At 71.8% G+C, this 19,701-nt stretch carries 16 protein-coding genes and 1 pseudogene; 7 read left to right on the top strand and 10 right to left on the bottom strand.

Features of this window, described 5'->3' with window-relative positions:
• Positions 1-25: 25 nt before the first annotated feature.
• Positions 26-832: pseudogene (locus O7610_RS01115) on the top strand (YhjD/YihY/BrkB family envelope integrity protein); the annotation flags it as partial.
• Here the strand turns inward: O7610_RS01115 and O7610_RS01110 are convergent.
• Positions 819-3,011: an MMPL family transporter gene (locus tag O7610_RS01110; protein WP_281553902.1), complete on the bottom strand. Its 2,193-nt coding sequence runs from the start codon at positions 3,009-3,011 to the stop codon at positions 819-821. The pseudogene O7610_RS01115 and the gene O7610_RS01110 overlap by 14 nt on opposite strands.
• A gap of 54 nt (positions 3,012-3,065) precedes the next feature.
• On the opposite strand from O7610_RS01110, the gene O7610_RS01105 reads away from it, so the two are divergent.
• On the top strand, positions 3,066-4,715 hold the full coding sequence (locus tag O7610_RS01105; protein ID WP_281553901.1) for a phytoene desaturase family protein: 1,650 nt from the start codon (positions 3,066-3,068) through the stop codon (positions 4,713-4,715).
• Positions 4,716-4,755: 40 nt separating this feature from the next.
• On the opposite strand, the gene O7610_RS01100 is transcribed toward O7610_RS01105, so the two are convergent.
• Complete coding sequence (locus O7610_RS01100) at positions 4,756-6,348, bottom strand: Rieske 2Fe-2S domain-containing protein (protein WP_281553900.1); 1,593 nt, start codon at positions 6,346-6,348, stop codon at positions 4,756-4,758.
• 250 nt (positions 6,349-6,598) lie between these two features.
• Here O7610_RS01100 and O7610_RS01095 point away from each other — a divergent pair, with 250 nt between their 5' ends.
• Positions 6,599-6,820: a DUF2631 domain-containing protein gene (locus O7610_RS01095; protein ID WP_281553899.1), complete on the top strand. Its 222-nt coding sequence runs from the start codon at positions 6,599-6,601 to the stop codon at positions 6,818-6,820.
• 74 nt (positions 6,821-6,894) lie between these two features.
• Here O7610_RS01095 and O7610_RS01090 read toward each other — a convergent pair whose 3' ends face one another.
• From O7610_RS01090 to O7610_RS01055, 8 genes are all read right to left on the bottom strand, one after another.
• Positions 6,895-7,998 carry a DivIVA domain-containing protein gene (locus O7610_RS01090; RefSeq protein WP_289212471.1) on the bottom strand — a complete coding sequence of 368 codons (1,104 nt, stop codon included), beginning with the start codon at positions 7,996-7,998 and terminating at the stop codon, positions 6,895-6,897.
• Between the two features lie 37 nt (positions 7,999-8,035).
• Positions 8,036-9,163, bottom strand: coding sequence for a dual-specificity RNA methyltransferase RlmN (gene rlmN / locus O7610_RS01085; RefSeq protein WP_289212470.1), 1,128 nt, complete (start codon positions 9,161-9,163; stop codon positions 8,036-8,038).
• A gap of 83 nt (positions 9,164-9,246) precedes the next feature.
• Positions 9,247-10,620: a phosphatidate cytidylyltransferase gene (locus O7610_RS01080; protein ID WP_281553896.1), complete on the bottom strand. Its 1,374-nt coding sequence runs from the start codon at positions 10,618-10,620 to the stop codon at positions 9,247-9,249.
• Positions 10,620-11,177, bottom strand: a complete 558-nt coding sequence (gene frr / locus O7610_RS01075; RefSeq protein WP_281553895.1) for a ribosome recycling factor — start codon at positions 11,175-11,177, stop codon at positions 10,620-10,622. The genes O7610_RS01080 and frr overlap by 1 nt, the downstream gene beginning before the upstream one ends.
• A 79-nt stretch (positions 11,178-11,256) precedes the next feature.
• Positions 11,257-12,024 carry a UMP kinase gene (gene pyrH, locus O7610_RS01070; protein ID WP_370461410.1) on the bottom strand — a complete coding sequence of 256 codons (768 nt, stop codon included), beginning with the start codon at positions 12,022-12,024 and terminating at the stop codon, positions 11,257-11,259.
• Between the two features lie 197 nt (positions 12,025-12,221).
• The gene (tsf, locus tag O7610_RS01065) at positions 12,222-13,052 is read right to left on the bottom strand and encodes a translation elongation factor Ts (protein ID WP_281553894.1); all 831 of its coding nucleotides are present in this window, start codon (positions 13,050-13,052) and stop codon (positions 12,222-12,224) included.
• Positions 13,053-13,091: 39 nt separating this feature from the next.
• Positions 13,092-13,940 carry a 30S ribosomal protein S2 gene (rpsB, locus tag O7610_RS01060; protein ID WP_281553893.1) on the bottom strand — a complete coding sequence of 283 codons (849 nt, stop codon included), beginning with the start codon at positions 13,938-13,940 and terminating at the stop codon, positions 13,092-13,094.
• A gap of 222 nt (positions 13,941-14,162) precedes the next feature.
• A complete protein-coding gene (locus O7610_RS01055; RefSeq protein WP_281553892.1) occupies positions 14,163-14,555 on the bottom strand; it encodes a hypothetical protein in 393 nt (130 codons plus the stop codon).
• Positions 14,556-15,289: 734 nt separating this feature from the next.
• On the opposite strand from O7610_RS01055, the gene O7610_RS01050 reads away from it, so the two are divergent.
• The 4 genes from O7610_RS01050 (at position 15,290) to O7610_RS01035 (ending at position 19,672) form a co-directional block, all read left to right on the top strand.
• On the top strand, positions 15,290-15,652 hold the full coding sequence (locus O7610_RS01050; protein WP_281553891.1) for a YraN family protein: 363 nt from the start codon (positions 15,290-15,292) through the stop codon (positions 15,650-15,652).
• Between the two features lie 248 nt (positions 15,653-15,900).
• A complete protein-coding gene (locus O7610_RS01045; protein ID WP_289212469.1) occupies positions 15,901-17,418 on the top strand; it encodes a YifB family Mg chelatase-like AAA ATPase in 1,518 nt (505 codons plus the stop codon).
• Positions 17,418-18,674: a DNA-processing protein DprA gene (gene dprA / locus O7610_RS01040; protein ID WP_281553889.1), complete on the top strand. Its 1,257-nt coding sequence runs from the start codon at positions 17,418-17,420 to the stop codon at positions 18,672-18,674. Before O7610_RS01045 ends, dprA begins: the two co-directional genes overlap by 1 nt.
• The gene (locus tag O7610_RS01035; RefSeq protein WP_281553888.1) at positions 18,671-19,672 is read left to right on the top strand and encodes a tyrosine recombinase XerC; all 1,002 of its coding nucleotides are present in this window, start codon (positions 18,671-18,673) and stop codon (positions 19,670-19,672) included. The genes dprA and O7610_RS01035 overlap by 4 nt, the downstream gene beginning before the upstream one ends.
• Positions 19,673-19,701 lie beyond the last annotated feature (29 nt).

Below are 19,701 nucleotides of genomic sequence, written 5' to 3'. Positions count from 1 at the left end.
GCCCCGGTGGGGAAAGCTGAGGAACATGGTCTCCCGAGGTCGCCGGCTGGTCCGGGCAGCATTCCGGCCGCTGCGCGGGCGGGACCTGTCGCTGCACGCTGCCTCGATCACCTTCTTCGGCGCGATCGCGGTCGTCCCGGTGGTGCTGCTGGCGATCTGGCTGACCGGGCTGTTCGCTGGTGCGGGCCGGATCCGTCGGCTCACCGACCCGGCGATCGACACCCTGCCCGAACAGATCGGCGCCGACCGGGCCGCCGCCGCCCTGATCGACGCCGGCCTGCACCTCACCCCGGTGCTGGCGCTGGCCGCAGTGCTGCCCGCCTCGCTGTACGGCGAAGGGCTGCGCCGGGCATTCGTGTCGGTGGCGCCACCACCGGAGCCGGCCGAGTCGATGGTCGGCTGGCGGGGCCGGGTGCTACTGCTACCGCTGCTCGGCGCGGCACCGGCGTTGATGCTGCTGGTGCTGCTGGCCCTACCGTCGGCCGCCGGGCTGTTCGCCCGGGGCGGCTGGGCCGGCGCGCTCGGGGTGGTGGTGTCGTTCCTGGCCGTCTGGTTGGGGCTGAGCCCGGTGCTGGTCTGGGTGTTCCGGGTGGTCGGGCCGGGCAAGCCGGACTGGCTGGCCACGGTCGCGGTCGGCTCGTTCACCGCCGCCAACCTGTCCGGTTTCCTGCACGGGTTCATCCTGTTCTGCTCGCTGCCGCTGGACCTCGGGGTGCCGTTCGGCGGGCTCGACCAGGTCGGCGCGGCGGTCGCGGTGCTGCTCTGGCTCTACCTGCTGCATGTGATCGTGCTGGCCGGCTACTCCGCCACGCTGGCGTTCAGCCGGTGGCGCCGTCGGGACCGGCACCGGAGCCGACCGACGCCAACTGCGGGTTCGCCGGGGCCTCGTGCAGGCCGAACCGGCGGTACAGCCGGCCCAACGGACCCGGCGCCCACCAGTTCCACCGACCCAGCAGCCGCATCGTCGCCGGCACCAGCAGCACCCGCACCAGGGTCGCGTCGACGACGATCGCCACGATCATCCCGACCCCGATCAGCTTGATGAACGAGATGCCACCAGCGGCGAAACCGGCCACCACCACGATCAGCAGCAACGCGGCGGCGGTGATGATCCGCCCGGTGTGCTGCAGCCCGGCGGCGACCGACGCGGTGTTGTCGCCGGTGCGGTCCCACTCCTCACGCACCCGCGACAGCAGGAACACCTCGTAGTCGGTGGCCAGCCCAAACAGCACCGCCAACATCAGGATCGGGTTGGTCGGATCGATGAACCCGGTCGGGGTGAATCCGAGCCAGTCGGCGAAGTGCCCGTCCTGGAACACCCAGACCACCACGCCGAACGAGGCGCCGATCGACACCAGGTTCATCAGCACCGCCTTGACCGGCAACACCACCGAGCCGAACGCCAGAAACAGCAGCACCATGGTGGCGGTGGCCATCAGCAGCGCCATCCACGGCAGGTAGGTGCCGAGGCTGTCCAGCATGTCGATGTCAGCGGCGGTGCGGCCACCGACGAGGACCTCGGCCCCGGCCGGGGGCGGCAGGTCCCGGATGGCCCGCACCAGTGCTTCGGCCTCGTCGCCGGTCGGCTCGCCGACGTAGCTCACCCGGATCAGCGCCGAGGTGTCGCGTACCGCCGCGATCTGGGCACCGGTGGCGCCCGGCAGCCCGGCGATGTCCTCGGCGAAGGCTTGCGCCAGGTCGGGGCCGGCGCCGGAGACCAGCACTTCGACCGGGCCGATGCTGGCGCCGTCAGGGAACTCCTCGGCGATCGTCTCGGCCACCACCCGCGACTGCGCACCGGCCGGCAGCACCCGCTCGTCGAAGCCGCCGAACTCGGCCCGCAGGAACGGGGTGGCCAGCAGCAGCAGCCCGACCACCACCACGGTGACGTAGCGCACCGGGCGCCGCATCACGCTGCGGGCGATCCGGGCCCAGGCGCCGGCCCGGGCGGCCTCCCCCGGCTGCGGCGCCGACCGGCGACGCCACGGCAACGGTACGGTGAGCGCGTTGATCCGCGGGCCGAGCACCGCCAACAGGGCGGGCAGTGCGGTCACCGAGGCGAGCATGGCGACCAGCACCGCTGCCATCCCGCCAAAGCCGATCCCGGTCAGGAACGGCTGCGGAAAGATCAGCAGGCTGATCAGCGAGGTACCGATGATCAGACCGGAGACAGCGACGGTACGACCGGCGGTGGCGACGGTACGTACCAGCGCTTCCGGGGTCGGGTGGCCGGCGGCCAACTCCTCCCGGAACCGGCTGACCACGAACAACGCGTAGTCGATCGCCATGCCCAGCCCGATCAGGGTGATCACGTTGATCGCGAACACCGAGACCTCGGTGACCAGGGTCAGCGCCCGGACCGCGACGAACGCACCGAGGATGGCGAGCACGCCGACCAGCAGCGGCATCGACGCCGCGACCAGCCCACCGAAGATCAGCACCAGCAGCACCAGCAGGATCGGCAGGGCGATCAGCTCGGCCCGGGTGATGTCCCGGATGGTCTGCTCGTTGGCCTGGTCGAGGAACGGCACGGCACCGCCGGCCCGGGTGACCAGCCCCGGTGCGTCCAGCAGCGGCCGGATCTGCTCGAAGGCGGCGGTCTTGGCGTCCTCGTCGTCGCCGGCGAGCTGGACCAGGGCGTAGGTGGCCCGCCGGTCGGTGGCGACCAACGCCGGCGACTCGGTGTCGTAGTAGCTGGTGACACTGGTCACCTCCGGCCGGGTGGCCAGCGACTCCAGGGTCTGGGTGACCGGCTCGCGGAACGCCGGGTCGTCGACGGTGGCCGCGTCGCTGCGGTACAGCACCAGCACGTCGACGTCCTGGTTGCCCAGCTCGGCGTTGATCCGCTCCCGGGCCTGCGTCGACTCGGCCGCCGGGTCGGCGAAACCGCCACCGGAGACCGCCCCGAACAGGCCGGTCCCCCAGGTCACCCCGACGACGACCAGCAACGCGGCGGCGGCCAGCACCACCCATCGCAACCGGACCACGGTCCGTCCCCACCACGCGAACACGTCTCGACTATCGCAGGCCCATCATGGACGCCGCACGGCGACTAGGGTCGGGACATGGGTACGTCACACTCTCCGGCGCCGCGACCCGACCCGTCGACGCGCGCCGACCTGCCCGCCCGCGCCGACGTGGTCGTCATCGGGTCCGGGCACAACGGTCTGGTCGCGGCGGTCCTGCTGGCCCGGTCCGGGCTCGACGTGCTGGTGCTGGAGGCGGCCGAGGTGATCGGCGGCGCCACCCGCACCGAGCAGCCGTTCGCCCGGGCGCCGGGGCTGCGCCACTCCACCGGGTCGTACCTGCTAGGGCTGATGCCGCCGGAACTGCTGGCCACCCTCGACGTGGCCATCCCGGTGCTGCGCCGCGACCCGCACTACTTCCTGCCCACCCCCGGTGGGCCGGGGTCGCCGTACCTGCTGTTCGGCACCGACCGGGCCGCGACCCGGGCACAGATGTCCGCCGCCTTCTCCGCCGCCGACGTGGCCGCCGACGACGCCATGCAGGCTGAGCTGGCGGCGCTACGCGACGACCTGGCGCCGGCCTGGCTGGCCGAGCCGCTGCCGGTCGAACAGACCGCGCAGCGCTATGTCCGCCCTGCGCTGCGGCAGGTCCTCGTCGACCTGGTCCGCGGCTCGGTCGCCGACTACCTGGCCCGCTTCGAGTTCCGCTCCGAGTTGCTGGTCGCCATGTACGCCGTCACCGACGGGCTGAGCGGGCTGACCGCCGGGCCGGACGACCCGGGCACCGGTCACAACTTCCTGGTGCACAACATGTGCCGACTGCCCGGCTCGGACGGCACCTGGATGATCGCCGCCGGCGGGATGGGCACCGTGTCGCGGACCTTTGCCGACGCCGCCCGGGCCGCCGGAGCGCGGATCGTCACCGACACGCCGGTCACCGCGATCACCGTGGACGCCGGCAGCGCGAGCGGTGTCGTCGTCGCCGACGGCCGGTCAGTGGCCGCCGAGGTGGTACTCGGTGCCTGTGACCCGTACCGGCTGCTGGAGCTGGCCCCCGACGGCGTGCTGCCGGCCGAGCTGACCGACCGGCTGGCCGCCACCCGCCGGCCGGGCAGCACGTTGAAGGTCAACCTGGCGCTGACCGGGCTGCCCCGGTTCAGCTGCCTGCCGGACGCCGCGCCCAGCCCGTTCGGGGCCACCATCCATCTGCTGCCCGGCTCGGCGTCGCTGCTGCCCGGCGGCGACGGCGAGTCGCCGATGACGGCGCTGCGGGCGATGTGGGCCGATGTGCGGGCCGGCCGGCTGCCGGTCGAGCCGACCATCGAGTGGTACCTGCACACCACCGTCGACCCGTCGCTGCGCGACGCCGCCGGGCACCACTCGTCGGCGCTGTTCGTCCAGTCGGTGCCGTGGCAGCCGGCGGGTTCGTCGTGGGCGACCGAGCTGCCCGGGTACGTCGAACAACTGCTGGCCGTCTGCGACCGGTACGCGCCGGGCACCAGCGCGCTGGTCGCCGACGCGGTGCCGCTCGCCCCACCCGGCATCGAGGCGCACTTCGGCATCACCGGCGGGCACATCCACCACGTGGACAACACCGTCTCGTTCACTGACCGGATGCCGTACGCCACCGGGCTGCCCGGCCTGTACGCGGGCAGCGCCGGCTGCCACCCGGCGGGCAGCGTGATCGGTGCCGCCGGGCACAACGCCGCCCGGCGGATCCTCACCGACCTGGGGCACGGCGAGCGCTAGTCGCGGCGCGGCGGACTTCAGGCGCGGCCGACGTCAGGCGCTAGGCCTGCGCCACCGGCTCGCCGGCTGGGGTCTGGGACTCGACCGGTGCCGGGGTGCCGGCCCGCCGGGCTCGGACCTCGTGCCCGACACTGGTCAGGCACCGTCCGCTGGTCAGGTCGAACCGCCAGCCGTGCAGCTGGCAGGTGAGCTGGTCGCCGTCGATGATGCCGAACCGGGTCAGGTCGGCCTTGAGGTGCGGGCAGCGGCGCTGCACGATCCAGTCACCGATCCTGACGTCCTCGGCGTCCGGGCGTTGCTCGGCGTACCAGCCCTCGGCGTACTGCAGCCGCTCGGTGGACAGGCACTTGAAGAACGCGTAGACGAACTCGTTGTACTGGCCGATCCGCGCGGCGGAGAACCGGCAGGACAGGAAGAGCGAGTTGACCCAGTCGACCTCGCCGGTGTGCAGCAGGTGCTCCACCAGGGCCCGATCGGTGCGGAACCGGTAGCGGACCTTCTCGTCGCCGTACGGCCGCACCTGCTTTCCGGGGAAGTCCACCACGATCGACTCGACCGACTCGCCGTCGTAGTCGACCAGGTCGAACCGGACCGGGCCGCCGACCCCTTTGGCCAGGTAGACCGACTCCTCCAGCAACGGCTCGATACGACGTTTCATCTCGCCCAGTACGTCGATCTCCGGGTGCCGCCAGGAAGCCTTCTCAGCCTCGATGACCGGGCGCTTGCGCTCCCGCATCTCGACCAGGTGGGCCTGCTTGTTGGCGAAGAGCTCGTCGACCGGCTGCGGGTGGGTGGTGCGGCACTCGTCGGCGGTGACCTCGGCGACCGAGCCGGGCAGCAGCACCACTCCGTTGCTGCCGCCGACCTTGGCGTACTCGGACAGGAAGACCTGCTGGTCGGGGAAGATGTTGCCCTCGTCGCCGTGGATGTCGTTGAACTGCCACAGTGCGTCGTCGAGGAAGCAGGGCGGCCCGGCGATCGGAAAGACGTACGACGCCTTCAGATCGTCGATGTACCGCCAGGTGCGGTCGAACTGGCGCTCCCGCTTCTGCTTGCCGAACGCGGTCTTGGCGTTGGTGGGCAGCTCGTAGACCATCGGGTACCAGATGGCACCGGAGAACTGCAGCAGGTGGGCGTGCACGTGGCCGAGCGCGGCGAAGACCGACAGATCGGTGGGGCGGGCGTCGTTCTGGTTGAGCAGCCGGACTCCGTCGTGTTCGACCCACAACGACGAGTCACCGATCGGGCCGTCGGTCGGGCTGGTCAACGCCTGGATCATGACGTTGAGGCCGCCGTCCAGCTCGACCACCTCGTTGGTCTTCGTCCGCAGGAAGCTGGTGAAGCCGAGTTCGCGCAGCTCGTCCTCCAGCTCCGAGGTGGGGTACTCGGGCAGCAGCACGGTCGCCCTTTTCGACACGAAGCGCTTCAGGTGCGCCGCGTCGAAGTGATCCCGGTGCAGGTGGGAGACGTACAGATAGTCGACCTGGCCGAGGGACTCCCAGTCCAGCTGGGAGTTGTCCGGAAAGGGAAACCATGAGGCGAAGTAGGCCGGGTTGACCCACGGGTCGCACAGGATGCTGCCCGCAGCCGTGTCGATCCGCATACTGGCGTGCCCGGTACCCGTCAGTCGCACCGTACAGACCCCCTCGGTCACAAGCGATGTGTACGCCGGAAACGCTACCGGAGGCGGCGGTCGCCCCGACTGGCGACGTCTGGATCCGCTCGCTCCGGCTCTGCCTGCCCGGGTGGCCCGGCACCGGCACGGATCCCCCGGCGGGGTCCCGATGCCGCGCCCGCCGACGTCATGCCAGACTGGGCAGGATCCATGCGAGTGACCGGGCTCCGTTCATCGGAAGGGGCCGGTTCGAGAAGGAGGACCAGCCGTGGCCGGAACCGAGCCGGTGACCTCACCCGACCAGCACAAGCCGGGCCATCGCAAGTTGGGGCGGATCGGCGCCATCGTTTCGGCGTTGGTGTTGCTCTCCATGCTGATCGGTAACCATGAGGGCCGCGTCGAGGACATCTGGCTGATCGGCCTGGCCGTCGGACTGCTGGCCATCGTCGTCGGCGACGCCGTGCTACGACGCAACGGCCTACGATCCTGACCGGGGTCCGGCCCGGTCGGTGATGCCGGTCCTGACCGCCGACGTTGATCCGGCCGGGGCGGCCGGATCAACGGTCACCGGCCGCGCTGCAGGATGTCCTGCACCTCCTTGAGCGCTGCGTCGACCTCGGCTTCGAAGTAGCCACCGGTCACCAGCCCGAACTGCACTGTGTCGAGTTCCGCCGTGTCCACCGGCATCGGCCCCCGACCGGCCATCGCGGTGAGGATGTCCTCGAACAGCCGATCCACCTGCGCCGGGTCGTAGCCGCTGCCGAACCGGCGGACCTGGAAGGTCCGCCGGATCTGGTCCACCCGCTGCAGGCTGCCGCCACCGGACAGTCCCGCCGGTCCGCCCGTCATGCCCGGGTGGCCGCCCGTCATGCCCGGGTGGCCGCCGCCCCCGGGAGGGCCACCCATGCCGGGGTAGCCGCCTGCCACCCCCGGGTGGCCGCCGGGGGCGCCACCCATGCCGGGGTGGCCGCCCGACGGCGGGCCGGACTGGCCGGACCGCCGATCCGGGAAGTAGATCTCGGCCGTCATGTCGGCCTTACCGTGCCGGCCCTGCTCGAAACCGTCGAACCGACCGCCCGGGCCGGGACCGAATCCGCGGTGCGGCCCGCCCGGAGCCGGCACCGGCGGGCCGCCTGCCGGAGCACCCGGCGGGTAGCCGCCCCGAGGGTCCTCGTAGCGGCCGTAACTCCCGGTCGGCTGGTCGGCATAGTGGCCGTACGGATCGGGGGCCGGCCCGGGCTGACCGGGCACCGGCCCGGGCTGACCGGGCACCGGCCCTGGCTGACCGGGCGCCGGCCGCGGCGGCAGCGCGGCGGCGGCCGACGGGACCGGGCGCTCGTCACGCATCGGACGATCGTCGCGCCCGGCCGGGGCCGGCCGGTCGGGCCGGCCGGCACGGGTGTCCGCGCCACGACCGGCCGGGCCACGCTCCTCCAGCTCGGCGAGCTGTCGTTCCACCCGGTCCAGGTGCAGGTCGACCTGCCATTCGTCGTAGCCGTTGAACCGGACTCTGAATACGACATCGTGCACTTCCTGCGCGGAAACCGGTGACCCTACCGGCTCGCCGGCGAGTGTGGCCTCTACACGGTCGAGGAAGGCATCCACTTCGTCGACCTTGTAGCCCCGACGAAGCGCCCGACGCCGGAAGCGCTGTCCCTGACTCGCCACTACGTCTCCTGATTCACTCGCTGATCACACCGGTAGCTCATGACGCCGTCTCGGCGGCCGCGAGCTGCCCGCATGCTCCATCGATCTCCCGGCCCCGGGTGTCGCGAACGGTCACCGCGACACCAGCTGCACGCAGCCGGCGAACGAATTCCCGCTCGACCGGCTTGGGACTGGCGTCCCAACGACTGCCCGGAGTCGGATTGAGCGGAATGAGATTCACGTGGGCCATGCGACCAGCCAGCAATCGACCCAGCAGATCGGCTCGCCATGGCTGGTCGTTCACATCCCGGATCATCGCGTACTCGATGGACACCCGCCGACCCGTACGGTCCGCGTACTCCCACGCGGCGTCCAGGACTTCGGCGACCTTCCACCGTTGGTTGACTGGCACGAGTTCGTCGCGCAGATCATCATCGGGCGCATGCAACGACAGCGCAAGAGTCACCGATAGGTCTTCCCCGGCGAGACGCCGCATTGCCGGCACCAGTCCGACGGTCGAGACCGTCAGGTGCCGCTGTGACAGACCCAGCCCTTCCGGTGGTGGCGCGCAGAGCCGTCGGACGGCGGCGATCACCCGGCCGTAGTTGGCCAACGGCTCGCCCATCCCCATGAAGACGACGTGTGACAGCCGGGGCGGTGAACCGGTGATGCCACCCGCCGCAGCCACCCCCGCGAGGTGGACGACCTGATCGACGATCTCCGCGGTAGACAGGTTCCGGGTCAGCCCGGCCTGACCGGTGGCACAGAACGGACAGGCCATCCCGCACCCGGCCTGGCTGGACACGCAGACGGTCACCCGGTCCGGGTAGCCCATCAACACGCTCTCCACCAGGGCTCCGTCGTGCAACCGCCAAAGCGCCTTGCGGGTGGCGCCGCTGTCACACGCGCTTTCGCGCACCGGAGTGAGCAGGGTCGGCAGCAGCCGTTCGGCGACCCCTGCCCGGACGGTGGCCGGCAGATCCGTCATCGCCTGCGGGTCCCGGGTCAGCCGGCCGAAGTAGTGGGTGGAAACCTGCTTCGCCCGGTAGGCGGGCTGACCGAGCCCGGCAAGCAGCGTCTGCCGCTCGCCGAGATCGAGATCAGCCAGGTGCTGGGGCGGCAGGGCGGGGCGACCGTCGGACGCGACGGTCGCCGGACGGCTCGGGGTCAGCGGCAGGCTTCTCATGGCAGGACCAGTCTCCCACGATCCCGCCGTGGCCGGCTCGCCACGGTGGGCGCATCGACCGGCACCCCCTTCTGAACGACCGCTCAGCCGGCCAACGCGATCAACGACAGCACGAGGTAGGAGACCGGCAACGCGAACAGGATCGAGTCGAGCCGGTCCATCAGCCCGCCGTGTCCGGGCAGCAGGTTGCTCATGTCCTTGACCCCGAGATCCCGCTTGAGCATGGACTCGCCTAGGTCCCCCAGCACTGCCGCGACCGACACCGCCACGCCGAACAACGCCCCCCACAGCGGCATGACGTCGAGCAGCAGAAGCAGCAGCACCGCGCTGCCGATCCCGGCGGCGGCCACCGACCCGGCAAAGCCTTCCCAGGACTTCTTCGGGCTGATCGTCGGCGCCATCCGGTGCCTGCCGTAGAAGACACCGGCGGCATAGCCACCGGTATCGGAGAGGATCACCGCAGCCAGGGTGACCAGGATCTGCAGGTCGCCATCCGGCCGACTGGCCAGCAGCGCGGCGAAACCACCTAGAAACGGGACGTAAACCGCGATCAGCGTGGCCGTGGCCGCGTCCCGCTGGTACCCGGACGGTCCATCGCCCAGCCGCCAGATCAGCATCGCCAGAACCGTCACCAGCAACCCGAGCGCCAGAGCATCCGGGCCGATCCGCCAGGCCAACACGGACATCAGCGCGCCGCCGGCGAGCAACGGGATCGTCGGCGGACGGGCGCCGCTGGTACGCACCGCCCGGATCATCTCCCAGGTGCCCAGGCTGACGGCGGCCAGCAGGACGACCAGGAAGGCTGGCCGCCATAGGAACAACGAACCGAGCACCACGACGACCAGCCCGAGGCCGACGCCGATGGCAGCCGGCAAGTTTCGGCCGGCCGACGGCCGGCGGTCGGCGGTCGGCGGTGCGTTCCCGGCCTCGCCGGGCGGATCCTGACCGGCCCGACGCGGGTCGATCGGCTCCGGCACCGGCTGATCCGGGTCGGAGCGCTCGGTCACCGGCCGAGCCGGACCAGACCGGCCGGATCGACGGCGTCGCGCGCCGGCCCGCCGGCGCGCTGCCGAGCTGTCCGGCCCCGCCTGCGGAGCCGGGTCCGTTGACGGCGCTACCCGCTCGCCGTCCCGGTACCCGGTCGACCAGTGCCCGGCGCCGTGACCGTTACCGGCTGGCGCGCCGCCGTGGGGCAGACCGCCGTTGCCAAGGTGGGAACCGGTGTACGGGAATTCCCCCGTACCGGTGTACGGCCCGGTGGGGACGGGACCGCCGTGGGCGGCGCCGCCGTACACCGGGCCGGGCACGGCGTTCGGGCCGCCGTACGGCTGGGACCGCTCAGCCAGCGGATGGCCGTTACGGGTCTCCGGAGCTGACGGTTCGGGCGCGGCGCCGGGGTGCCGCGCCCTTGTTCGAGCGTCCGGTTGATCGCCGCCAGCGGTCTCGGGGTAGGACATCAGACCTCGAGCAGCTCGGTTTCCTTGTGTTTGACCAGTTCGTCGACGCTGGACACGTACCGGTGAGTGAGATCGTCCAGTTCCTTCTCCGCCCGGCGTCCCTCGTCCTCGCCGGCCTCGCCGTCCTTGACGATGCGGTCGAGTTCTTCCTTGGCCTTACGACGGACGTTGCGGATGGCGACCTTGGCGTCCTCGCCCTTGCCGCGCGCCACCTTGATCATCTCTCGCCGGCGGTCCTCGGTCATCTGCGGCAGCAGGATCCGGAGCTGGGTCCCCTCGTTGTTGGGGTTGACTCCGAGGTCCGAGTCGCGGATCGCCTTCTCCATCGCGGCGAGCTGCGACATGTCGTACGGCTTGACGATGGCCATCCGCGGCTCGGGCACCCCGACGGATGCCATCTGAGTGATCGGCGTCGGGGTTCCGTAGTAGTCGAGCACGATGCGGGAGAACATCGCCGGAGTGGCCCGACCGGTCCTGATCGCGCCCAGCTCCTCCTTGGCGTGCTCGACGGCGCGCTCCATCTTCTCCTCTGCTTCGAGCAGAGTCTCCTCGATCACCTGTTCCGTCGCCTCCTTCTGATGGTCCGGTGTCCCTGCTGGCACCTGCCGGTACGGATCCGCCGCGCGGTCCGGCCGGTCAGGTCGTGATCAAGGTACCGATGCGCTCGCCGGCGACTGCGCGCACGATCGTGTCGTCGCCCTGCGCGCCGAAGACCAACATCGGCAGGTCGTTGTCCATGCAGAGGCTGAACGCCGCAGCGTCGGCAACCCGCAGTCCGCGCCGTAGCGCCTCGGCGAAGGTCACCGTGTCGAGCTTGCTGGCGGTCGGGTCGGTCCGTGGATCGGCGGTGTACACCCCGTCCACGCCGTTCTTGCTCATCAGCACCACGTCGGCGTGGATCTCCAGAGCACGCTGCGCCGAGACGGTGTCGGTGGAGAAGTACGGCATACCGGCACCCGCGCCGAAGATCACCACACGGCCCTTCTCCAGGTGCCGGATCGCGCGCAGCGGGATGTACGGCTCCGCGACCTGGGCCATCGTGATGGCGCTCTGCACCCGGGTCTCGACGCCTTCCTTCTCCAGGAAGTCCTGCAGGGCCAGGCAGTTCATCACAGTGCCCAGCATGCCCATGTAGTCGGCCCGGGCCCGGTCCATGCCGCGCTTCTGCAGCTCGGCGCCGCGGAAGAAGTTGCCGCCGCCGACCACCACCGAAACCTGGACCCCGAGCCGGGAGACAGTGGCGATCTGCCGGGCGATGTCCTGCACCACATCCGGGTCGACGCCGATGGCTCCGCCGCCGAATACCTCACCGGACAGTTTCAGTACCACCCGCCGGGACCGCCCGGGTGGAGGCGCGGTCGGGTCGTCCGCCGCCAGCGTGTGTCCACTCATTACCTGCGTCATCCGACCCGCCCTTCGCTAGCTGCCCTCAGCGCCGCCGTACTCACCCTTGTGCCCAGACTACGGAACGAGGAGGCCGTGGTGCCTGTCACGTACACCAACGGCCTCCTCTATCGATCGATCGTCTCGATCCTCACCGGGTACCTGGCTGCGCCGGCCGCTGACCGGCCGGCGCACCGGACACCGGCCCGGACCGCAGCTCAGGCCTGGCCGACCTCGAACCGGACGAAACCAGTCACGTCGATGCCGGCCTCAGCCAGCACCTTCTTGACCGTCTTCTTGTTGTCCGCCACCGAGGCCTGCTCCAGCAGGACGAAGTCCTTGAAGAAGGCGTTCACCCGGCCCTCGATGATCTTGGGCATGGCCGCTTCCGGCTTGCCCTCCTCGCGGGCCGTCTGCTCGGCGATCCGGCGCTCCGACTCGACCGTCTCCGCCGGCACCTCCTCACGGGTGAGGAAGCGCGGCCGCATCGCGGCGATCTGCATCGCCACGCCGCGGGCGTCGGCGTCGGCCGCCTCGTCCTCCTTGCCGGAGTACGCCACCAGGACGCCCACCTGCGGCGGAAGGTCCTGCGCCTTGCGGTGCAGATAGACCGTGACGGTGCCGTCGAGCCGGGCGAACCGGTTGAGCACCAGCTTCTCGCCGATCTTGGCGGACTGCTCCTGGACCGCGTCGGCGACCGGCCGGCCGTCCGGCAGGGTGGAGCCGAGCAGCACCTCAGCGTCGGTGGCCTTGATCTGCTCTCCGTGCTCGACCAGCAACTGCGCGAAATCGATGAAGTCGGTGTTCTTCGCGACGAAGTCGGTCTCGCAGTTGAGCTCCAGCAACGCCGATCCGGCGTGGGCCACCAGACCGTTCGCGGCGGTGCGGCCGGCCCGCTTTCCGACGTCCTTGGCACCCTTGATCCGCAGGATCTCTACGGCCTTGTCGAAGTCGCCCTCGGCCTCCTGCAGCGCCTTCTTGCAGTCCATCATGCCGGCGCCGGTGAGGTCGCGGAGCTTCTTGACGTCCGCGGCGGTGAAGTTGGACATGACTCTCTCTTCAGTCTCGTCAGACGGCTTGGGTGGTCGTCACTCCGCGGCGGCGGCAGCGGGCTCGTTTTCCTTGCTGGCCGAGGGCTCGTTCTCCTTGTTGGCCGGCCCCTCGAGCAGCTCGCGCTCCCACTCGGGCAGCGGCTCATCGGTGGCCACGGCGCCCGGCTCCGGCTTCTCCTCGGCACCACGCGACTTGCCGGAACGGGCGATCAGGCCGTCCGCCACGGCGGTCGCGACGACCCGGGTGAGCAGCTCGGCGGAGCGGATCGCGTCGTCGTTGCCCGGGATCGGGAAATCGACCTCGTCCGGGTCACAGTTGGTGTCGAGCACCGCGATCACCGGAATGCCCAGCTTGCGGGCCTCGTCAACGGCGATGTGCTCCTTCTTGGTGTCGACGACCCAGATCGCCGCCGGCACCTTCTGCATGTCCCGCAGACCGCCGAGCGTACGGCTGAGCTTGTCCTTCTCCCGGGACAGTTGCAGGGTTTCCTTCTTGGTGTAGCCCTGCGCGGTGCCGGTCAGGTCCAGCGCCTCCAGCTCCTTCATCCGCTGCAGTCGCTTGTACACCGTCTGGAAGTTGGTCAGCATGCCGCCGAGCCAGCGGTGGTTGACGTACGGCTGACCGACCCGGGTCGCCTGCTCGGCGATGGCCTCCTGTGCCTGCTTCTTGGTCCCGACGAACAAAATGTTGCCGCCGTCGGCCACCGTGTCACGGACGAAGGTGTACGCCTTCTCGATGTAGTCGAGAGTCTGGCGCAGGTCGATGATGTAAATGCCGTTACGCTCGGTGAAGATAAACCGCTTCATCTTCGGGTTCCAGCGCCGGGTCTGGTGCCCGAAGTGCACACCGCTCTCCAGCAGCTGACGCATGGTCACCACGGCCATGGTGTCTTCTCCCTTTTGTCCCTGGTTGTCACGCCGGCCGGCGGCCGAGCGTCCTGGCGCCCGGTCGGCGATCATGGTGGGCCTGAGTGATCAGGACCAGGGGACCGTCGCCCCCACGGCTGTCGCCGGGGAGAAGGGCGCGCGAGGTCGACCGCGCGAGGCGGTCGCCGGTTGTCAAGTGTACGCCCTGCGCCGGGTCGCGACCCGGCCAGCCCGCAGGGTTCAGCCCGCGAGTCCGGCCACCACGAACAGCAGCAGGCCGACCAGCAGATGCGCGGTCGGCGGACGCAGCAACGCCTCGACCGGAGAACCCACCTTGGTCGCCCCGGTGGCCAGCGCGTAGAGACCGATACCGAACGCGGGCAGACCGATCATCAGCGCCGTACCGGCGACCACCGCGCCGACCTCGGCCGGATCGGCGAGCGCTCCATCGAGCAACAGCCGCAACGCCGGCACCTCGAAGATCATCACCAGGACGGCGAACAGGATCCCCAGCGCAGGACGTCGACTGCGGTACACCCCGTCGCTGACGACGCTGCCCGCTGGTGCCCGCCGGCCGCCGTACTCCCCGATCAGTGGTGGATCACCGGCCGGACGGGGCGTGACCGGTGGCATGAGCCCGGTGGGGACGTCGACCGAACTGGCCGACTCGTCCGGCCGCCCCTGGTCGGACCGCCGGCCGGGATCGGACCGCCTTGCGGAGTCGGACCGCCGGCCGGGATCGATTGCCGGACCGGACTCGGGCCGAGGCTCCGCAGTCGCGAACGGTGGACCGCTCGCTGTTCCGGGAGGTGCCGACGTCGGCGGAGCAAACGGCGGGGCCGACGCGGGCGCAAACGGCGGGGCCGACGCGGGCGCCCCGTACGGCGGGGCCGACGCGGGAACTCCGCCGTACGGCGGTGCCGACGCCGGGTCCGGCGCCGCGCGCCGTCGGCCCCCTTCCGTCGTGTCCGCCCGGGTAGCCCGGGCGGCCCGAAGTTCACCGGTACCGTCGCCGCTGGCGTACCGGCTGGTGCCGCCGAACGGGTCGTCACCGAGCCGGTCGCTGCTCGAGTCGGAGGATTGCCAGGACGGATCGACGTAAGTGCGCTCGGAGTACCACCGGGGATCGGGGTCGTCCGGATAGTTTCGGTTCGGGTCCACGGACAGGGACCGTATGTCACCGCAACCGCCGCCGCCACTCGGGTCCGCTCCACGGACGTCCCCGACGATCTTGTACCGGTGCTGGTCAGACCGGCGCTAGCAGGCCGGCGGCCGGTGCCGTCGCGGCGTCCACAGCCTGCCCGCCGTCCACAACCACGGCGTACCGCACCCGACATCGGCCGTCACCGCCGGGCACTTTGCCAGACATGACCAACATCAGGCAGGCCGTCGGCGCCTACGGCGAACGCTGCGCCGTACGGCACCTCATCGACGCCGGGCTCGTCGTCGTCGAACGCAACTGGCGCTGTACGGCCGGCGAGATCGACATCATCGCCCGGCACGCCGACACCATCGTGTTCTGCGAGGTGAAGACCCGCCGCAGTGGCCGCTACGGCGCGCCGGAGGAAGCGGTCACCACAGCCAAGGCCCGGCGGATCCGCCGGCTGGCCGCCGGCTGGCTGGCCGCGAACCCGGGACATGGCCGGCGGCCGGTGCGATTCGATTTGATCTGCGTGACCGTCGGTCGGTCCGGCGCGGCCCAGGTCCGGCACCTGACGGCGGTCTTCTGACCACCGTCGCCCGACCGGTCGGCGTCGGCTGGCAGCCGTTGCCTGGCAGCCGTTGCCTAGCATCCGGCATCGACCGGTCGCCGCGTTGTCCACAGCGGGACCTTTGTCCACAGGCGCGCCCCTTCCCGGCCCGGCGCCCGGGTCGCCGACAGCGACCGTCGAGCCATGAGAAACGACATCCGCCGCCCGCCGCGCACCGACGACCGACCACCCTCCACGACGGACGGCCCACCGGTGGAGACCGGGCGATGAGCTACGCGAAGGTGCTCTGCGTCGGTCTGGTCGGCGTCACCGGACATCTCGTGGAGGTGGAGGCCGACCTCGCCGCTGGGCTCCCGGCAGTGATCATCTCGGGGTTGCCGGACACCACCCTGCATGAGGCACGGGACCGGGTACGCGCCGCGATCGTCAACTCCGGGCAGCACTGGCCGAACCGGCGGATCACCGTCAACCTGCTACCGGCGACGCTGCCCAAGGTCGGTTCGGGGTTCGATCTCGCAGTGGCCACCGCGCTGCTCGGCGGCACCGGAGAGCTGCCGCTCGCCCCGGTCGACGGTGTGGCGCTGCTCGGCGAGTTGGGCCTGGACGGCACCGTACGACCGGTGCGCGGGCTGCTGCCGATGGTGGTGGCCGCAGCCCGGGCCGGGGTGACCCAGGTGGTGGTGCCGGCCGCGAACGCGGCCGAAGCGGCGGTGGTGCCGGGAGTCCGGGTCAAGGCCGTCGACACGCTGCACCGGCTGATCGCGTTCATCCGTGGCGCCGGCGAGCTGCTCGATCCGCCGCCACCGAAGCCGGGCACCATCCAGGCCGGCCCGGACCTCGCGGACGTAGCCGGGCAGGCGTTCGGCAAGCGGGCCTTGGAGATCGCCGCAGCCGGCGGCCACCACCTGGCGCTGATCGGGCCGCCCGGTGCCGGCAAGACCATGCTGGCGGAACGGCTCCCCGGCCTGCTGCCGCCGTTGGACGACGCGGCGGCGCTGGAGGTCTCCGCGTTGCACTCGATCGCCGGGGTGCTGCCACCGGGCAGCGCCCTGCTACGCCGACCGCCGTTCCAGGCCCCGCACCACTCGGCGACCGTCGCATCGCTGGTCGGCGGCGGTTCCGGGCTGGCCCGCCCCGGCGCGGTCTCGCTGGCTCACCACGGCGTCCTGTTCCTTGACGAGGCACCCGAGTTCCACGGCCGGGTGCTGGATTCGTTGCGGCAGCCGCTGGAGAAGGGGCGGGTGCTGATCACCCGCGCCCTGGGGGTCACCGAGTACCCCGCCCGGTGCCAGCTCGTGCTGGCGGCCAACCCGTGCCCGTGCGCCCGACCGGCCGGCGACCAGCTCTGCGAGTGCCCGCCCGTGGTACGGCGCCGCTACCGCAACCGACTGTCCGGTCCGCTGATGGATCGCATCGACCTGCAGGTGAGCCTCACCGCGCTGCGGGCCGTGGACCTGATGACGACCCAGACGCCGGCGGAACCGACCGCGACGGTCGCCGACCGGGTGGCCGCCGCCCGCGAGGCCGCCCGGCAGCGCTGGGCCAACCAGGGGTGGCGGACCAACTCGGTGGTCCCCGGGCCCGCGTTGCGACGCCCGCCGTGGCGGCTGCCCGCCGGTGAGACCGCCGCACTGCGCCGCCGGCTGGACGTCGGTGCGATCTCCGCCCGGGGCTTCGACCGCATTCTGCGACTCGCCTGGTCAATCGCGGACCTGGACGGACGGTCCCGGCCGGACTCGGCCGACATCGACGAAGCCATCCAGCTGCGGACGGGCGAGCTGTGATGCCGGGCGCCGAGACGGCCGGCAGCCGGCTGGCCCGGATCGCGTTGACCTGGCTCGCCGAGCCCGGAAACGAAGCCGTTCACCGGCTCGTCGGGGCGGTCGGCCCGGTCGAGGCGCTGGCCCGGCTGCGCGCCGGGCGGAGCCCGGACGACCCGACCCGGACGGCGAGCTCCGCGCGGCTGGCGACCGCCGATCCGCTGCAGGTGGCCGCCGCCGCCCTCGACCGGGCGGCGCGGGTCGGCGCCCGGCTGGTGACGCCGGACGATCCGGACTGGCCGTGCCAGGTTGAGGACCTGACCCGGCTGGCCCGTCGCCCCGGCGGGGGGTCGGGCGGTGCCGGTTTCGGAGATTCCCGGGGCGGCGCGCCCCCGCTGGCCATGTGGATCCGTGGGCCGTTGCCGCTCGCCGAGGCGCTGGCCCGGTCGGTCGCCGTGGTCGGCTCCCGGGCGCCCAGCGAGTACGGACGTCACGTCAGCATGGAGTTCGGCCACGGCCTTGCCGAGCAGGGTTGGACGATCGTCTCCGGAGGTGCGTACGGCATCGACGCCTGCGCCCATCGCGGTGCGCTCGCCGCTGGCGGCAGCACGGTGGCGGTGCTGGCCTGCGGGATCGACCGGCCGTACCCCACCGGCAACACGGCGATGTTCGACCAGATCGTCGAGTCCGGGCTGCTGGTCAGTGAGTGGCTGCCCGGCGCCGAGCCGCTGCGGCACCGGTTCCTCACCCGCAACCGGTTGATCGCCGCCGCGACGGCCGGGACCGTGCTGGTCGAGGCCGGTGCCCGCAGCGGGGCCGCCCAGACGGTCCGGCGCGCGTTGGCCCTGGGCCGGGCGACCATGGTGGTGCCGGGGCCGATCACCTCCGCCGTGTCTGTCGGCTGTCACGAGATTCTGCGCGACCACCCGCAGGCCCGGCTCGTCGCCGGGGTCGCCCACGTGCAGGAGGAGATCGGCCGGATCGGTATCGACCTCGCACCGCCACCGCGCGGGCCCGAGCGTCCCCGTGACTCGCTCGATCCCCAGACGGCGCGGGTCCTGGAGGCGGTTCCCGGCCGCGGCTCGGTCGACCTGGACGAGCTGGCCGGCCGGGCCGGCGTCGACATCCGCACCGCGATGCGTTCGGTCTCCGCGCTGCAGGCCCGAGGGCTGCTCACCGGCGCGGACGGGCGCTACCGGTTGCCGCCACGGTCCGGCACCGGGGTCGGCCGGCGTGGCGACTTGACCGATCGGGCCGCCGGGCCGACGGTCGGGAAGTGAGCGACGACGACAGCCGGGGCACCGCCGCGCGGCACGCCGGTCTGCCGTCCGGCCTGCGCGACGCCGTGGACGCGTTCGCGCGGCACCTCGCTCTGGTCGACAACCGTTCGGCCCACACCGTACGGGCGTACGTCGGTGACGTCGTGTCGCTGCTCGATCACGCAGCCCGGATGGGGGTCCACTCCCCCGCCGGGCTCGACATCACGGTGTTGCGTAGCTGGCTGGCCAGGCAACGGACGTTCGGCGCCGCCCGGGCCACGCTGGCCCGGCGGGCGGCGGCCGCACGCGCCTTCAGCGGCTGGGCGCACCGCAGCGGGTTGACCGGCGCCGATGCCGGTGCGGCCCTGGCCAGCCCTCGGCCGCACCGGACGCTGCCGGCGGTGCTGCGCGTCGAGCAGGCCGCGCAGCTGATGCCGCACGGCGACGGCACCGGCTCGCAGGCTCAGCCGGCCGGGGAACAGACCCGGGAACCGACCGGCACCGGTCCGGACGGCCCGCTGCGGCTGCGCGACCGACTGGTCCTGGAGCTGCTGTACGCGACCGGGGTCCGGGTGAGCGAACTCTGCGGGCTCGACCTCGCCGACCTCGACCCGGGCCGGCGGGTACTCCGGGTGCTGGGCAAGGGCGGCCGGGAGCGGACCGTGCCGTACGGAGTGCCGGCCGGGGCGGCGCTCCACGACTGGCTGGTTCATGGGCGACCAGCGCTCGCGTCGCCCCACTCCGGCGAGGCGCTACTGCTCGGCGCGAAGGGCGGCCGGCTCCAGGCCACGGTGGTACGCCGCATCGTCACCGCGGCTGCCCGCGACGCGGGTGTACCCCGCGTCACCCCGCACGGACTGCGCCACTCGGCGGCCACCCACCTGTTGGAGGGTGGCGCCGACCTGCGATCGGTCCAGGAGTTGCTCGGGCACGCCTCGCTGGCCAGCACCCAGCTCTACACCCACGTGTCGGTGGAACGGTTGCGGGCGGCGTACCGGCAGGCCCATCCGCGGGCCTGAGGCTGCCGGCCCGGGGAGGGGCTGCTCAC

This window comes from Solwaraspora sp. WMMA2065 (genome assembly GCF_030345075.1).
Taxonomy (GTDB): domain Bacteria; phylum Actinomycetota; class Actinomycetes; order Mycobacteriales; family Micromonosporaceae; genus Micromonospora_E.
This window is presented reverse-complemented; position numbering and strand designations above follow the sequence as displayed.

Bases quoted from the DNA above. Each gene is read 5' to 3' on its own strand.
- O7610_RS01080 (WP_281553896.1), bottom strand. From the start codon at position 10,620: ATGTCCTACCCCGAGACCGCTGGCGGCGATCAACCGGACGCTCGAACA.
- tsf (WP_281553894.1), bottom strand. From the start codon at position 13,052: ATGTCCAACTTCACCGCCGCGGACGTCAAGAAGCTCCGCGACCTCACC.
- dprA (WP_281553889.1), top strand. From the start codon at position 17,418: ATGCCGGGCGCCGAGACGGCCGGCAGCCGGCTGGCCCGGATCGCGTTG.
- rpsB (WP_281553893.1), bottom strand. From the start codon at position 13,940: ATGGCCGTGGTGACCATGCGTCAGCTGCTGGAGAGCGGTGTGCACTTC.
- pyrH (WP_370461410.1), bottom strand. From the start codon at position 12,024: ATGACGCAGGTAATGAGTGGACACACGCTGGCGGCGGACGACCCGACC.
- O7610_RS01055 (WP_281553892.1), bottom strand. From the start codon at position 14,555: ATGCCACCGGTCACGCCCCGTCCGGCCGGTGATCCACCACTGATCGGG.
- O7610_RS01105 (WP_281553901.1), top strand. From the start codon at position 3,066: ATGGGTACGTCACACTCTCCGGCGCCGCGACCCGACCCGTCGACGCGC.
- O7610_RS01045 (WP_289212469.1), top strand. From the start codon at position 15,901: ATGAGCTACGCGAAGGTGCTCTGCGTCGGTCTGGTCGGCGTCACCGGA.
- O7610_RS01050 (WP_281553891.1), top strand. From the start codon at position 15,290: ATGACCAACATCAGGCAGGCCGTCGGCGCCTACGGCGAACGCTGCGCC.
- rlmN (WP_289212470.1), bottom strand. From the start codon at position 9,163: ATGAGAAGCCTGCCGCTGACCCCGAGCCGTCCGGCGACCGTCGCGTCC.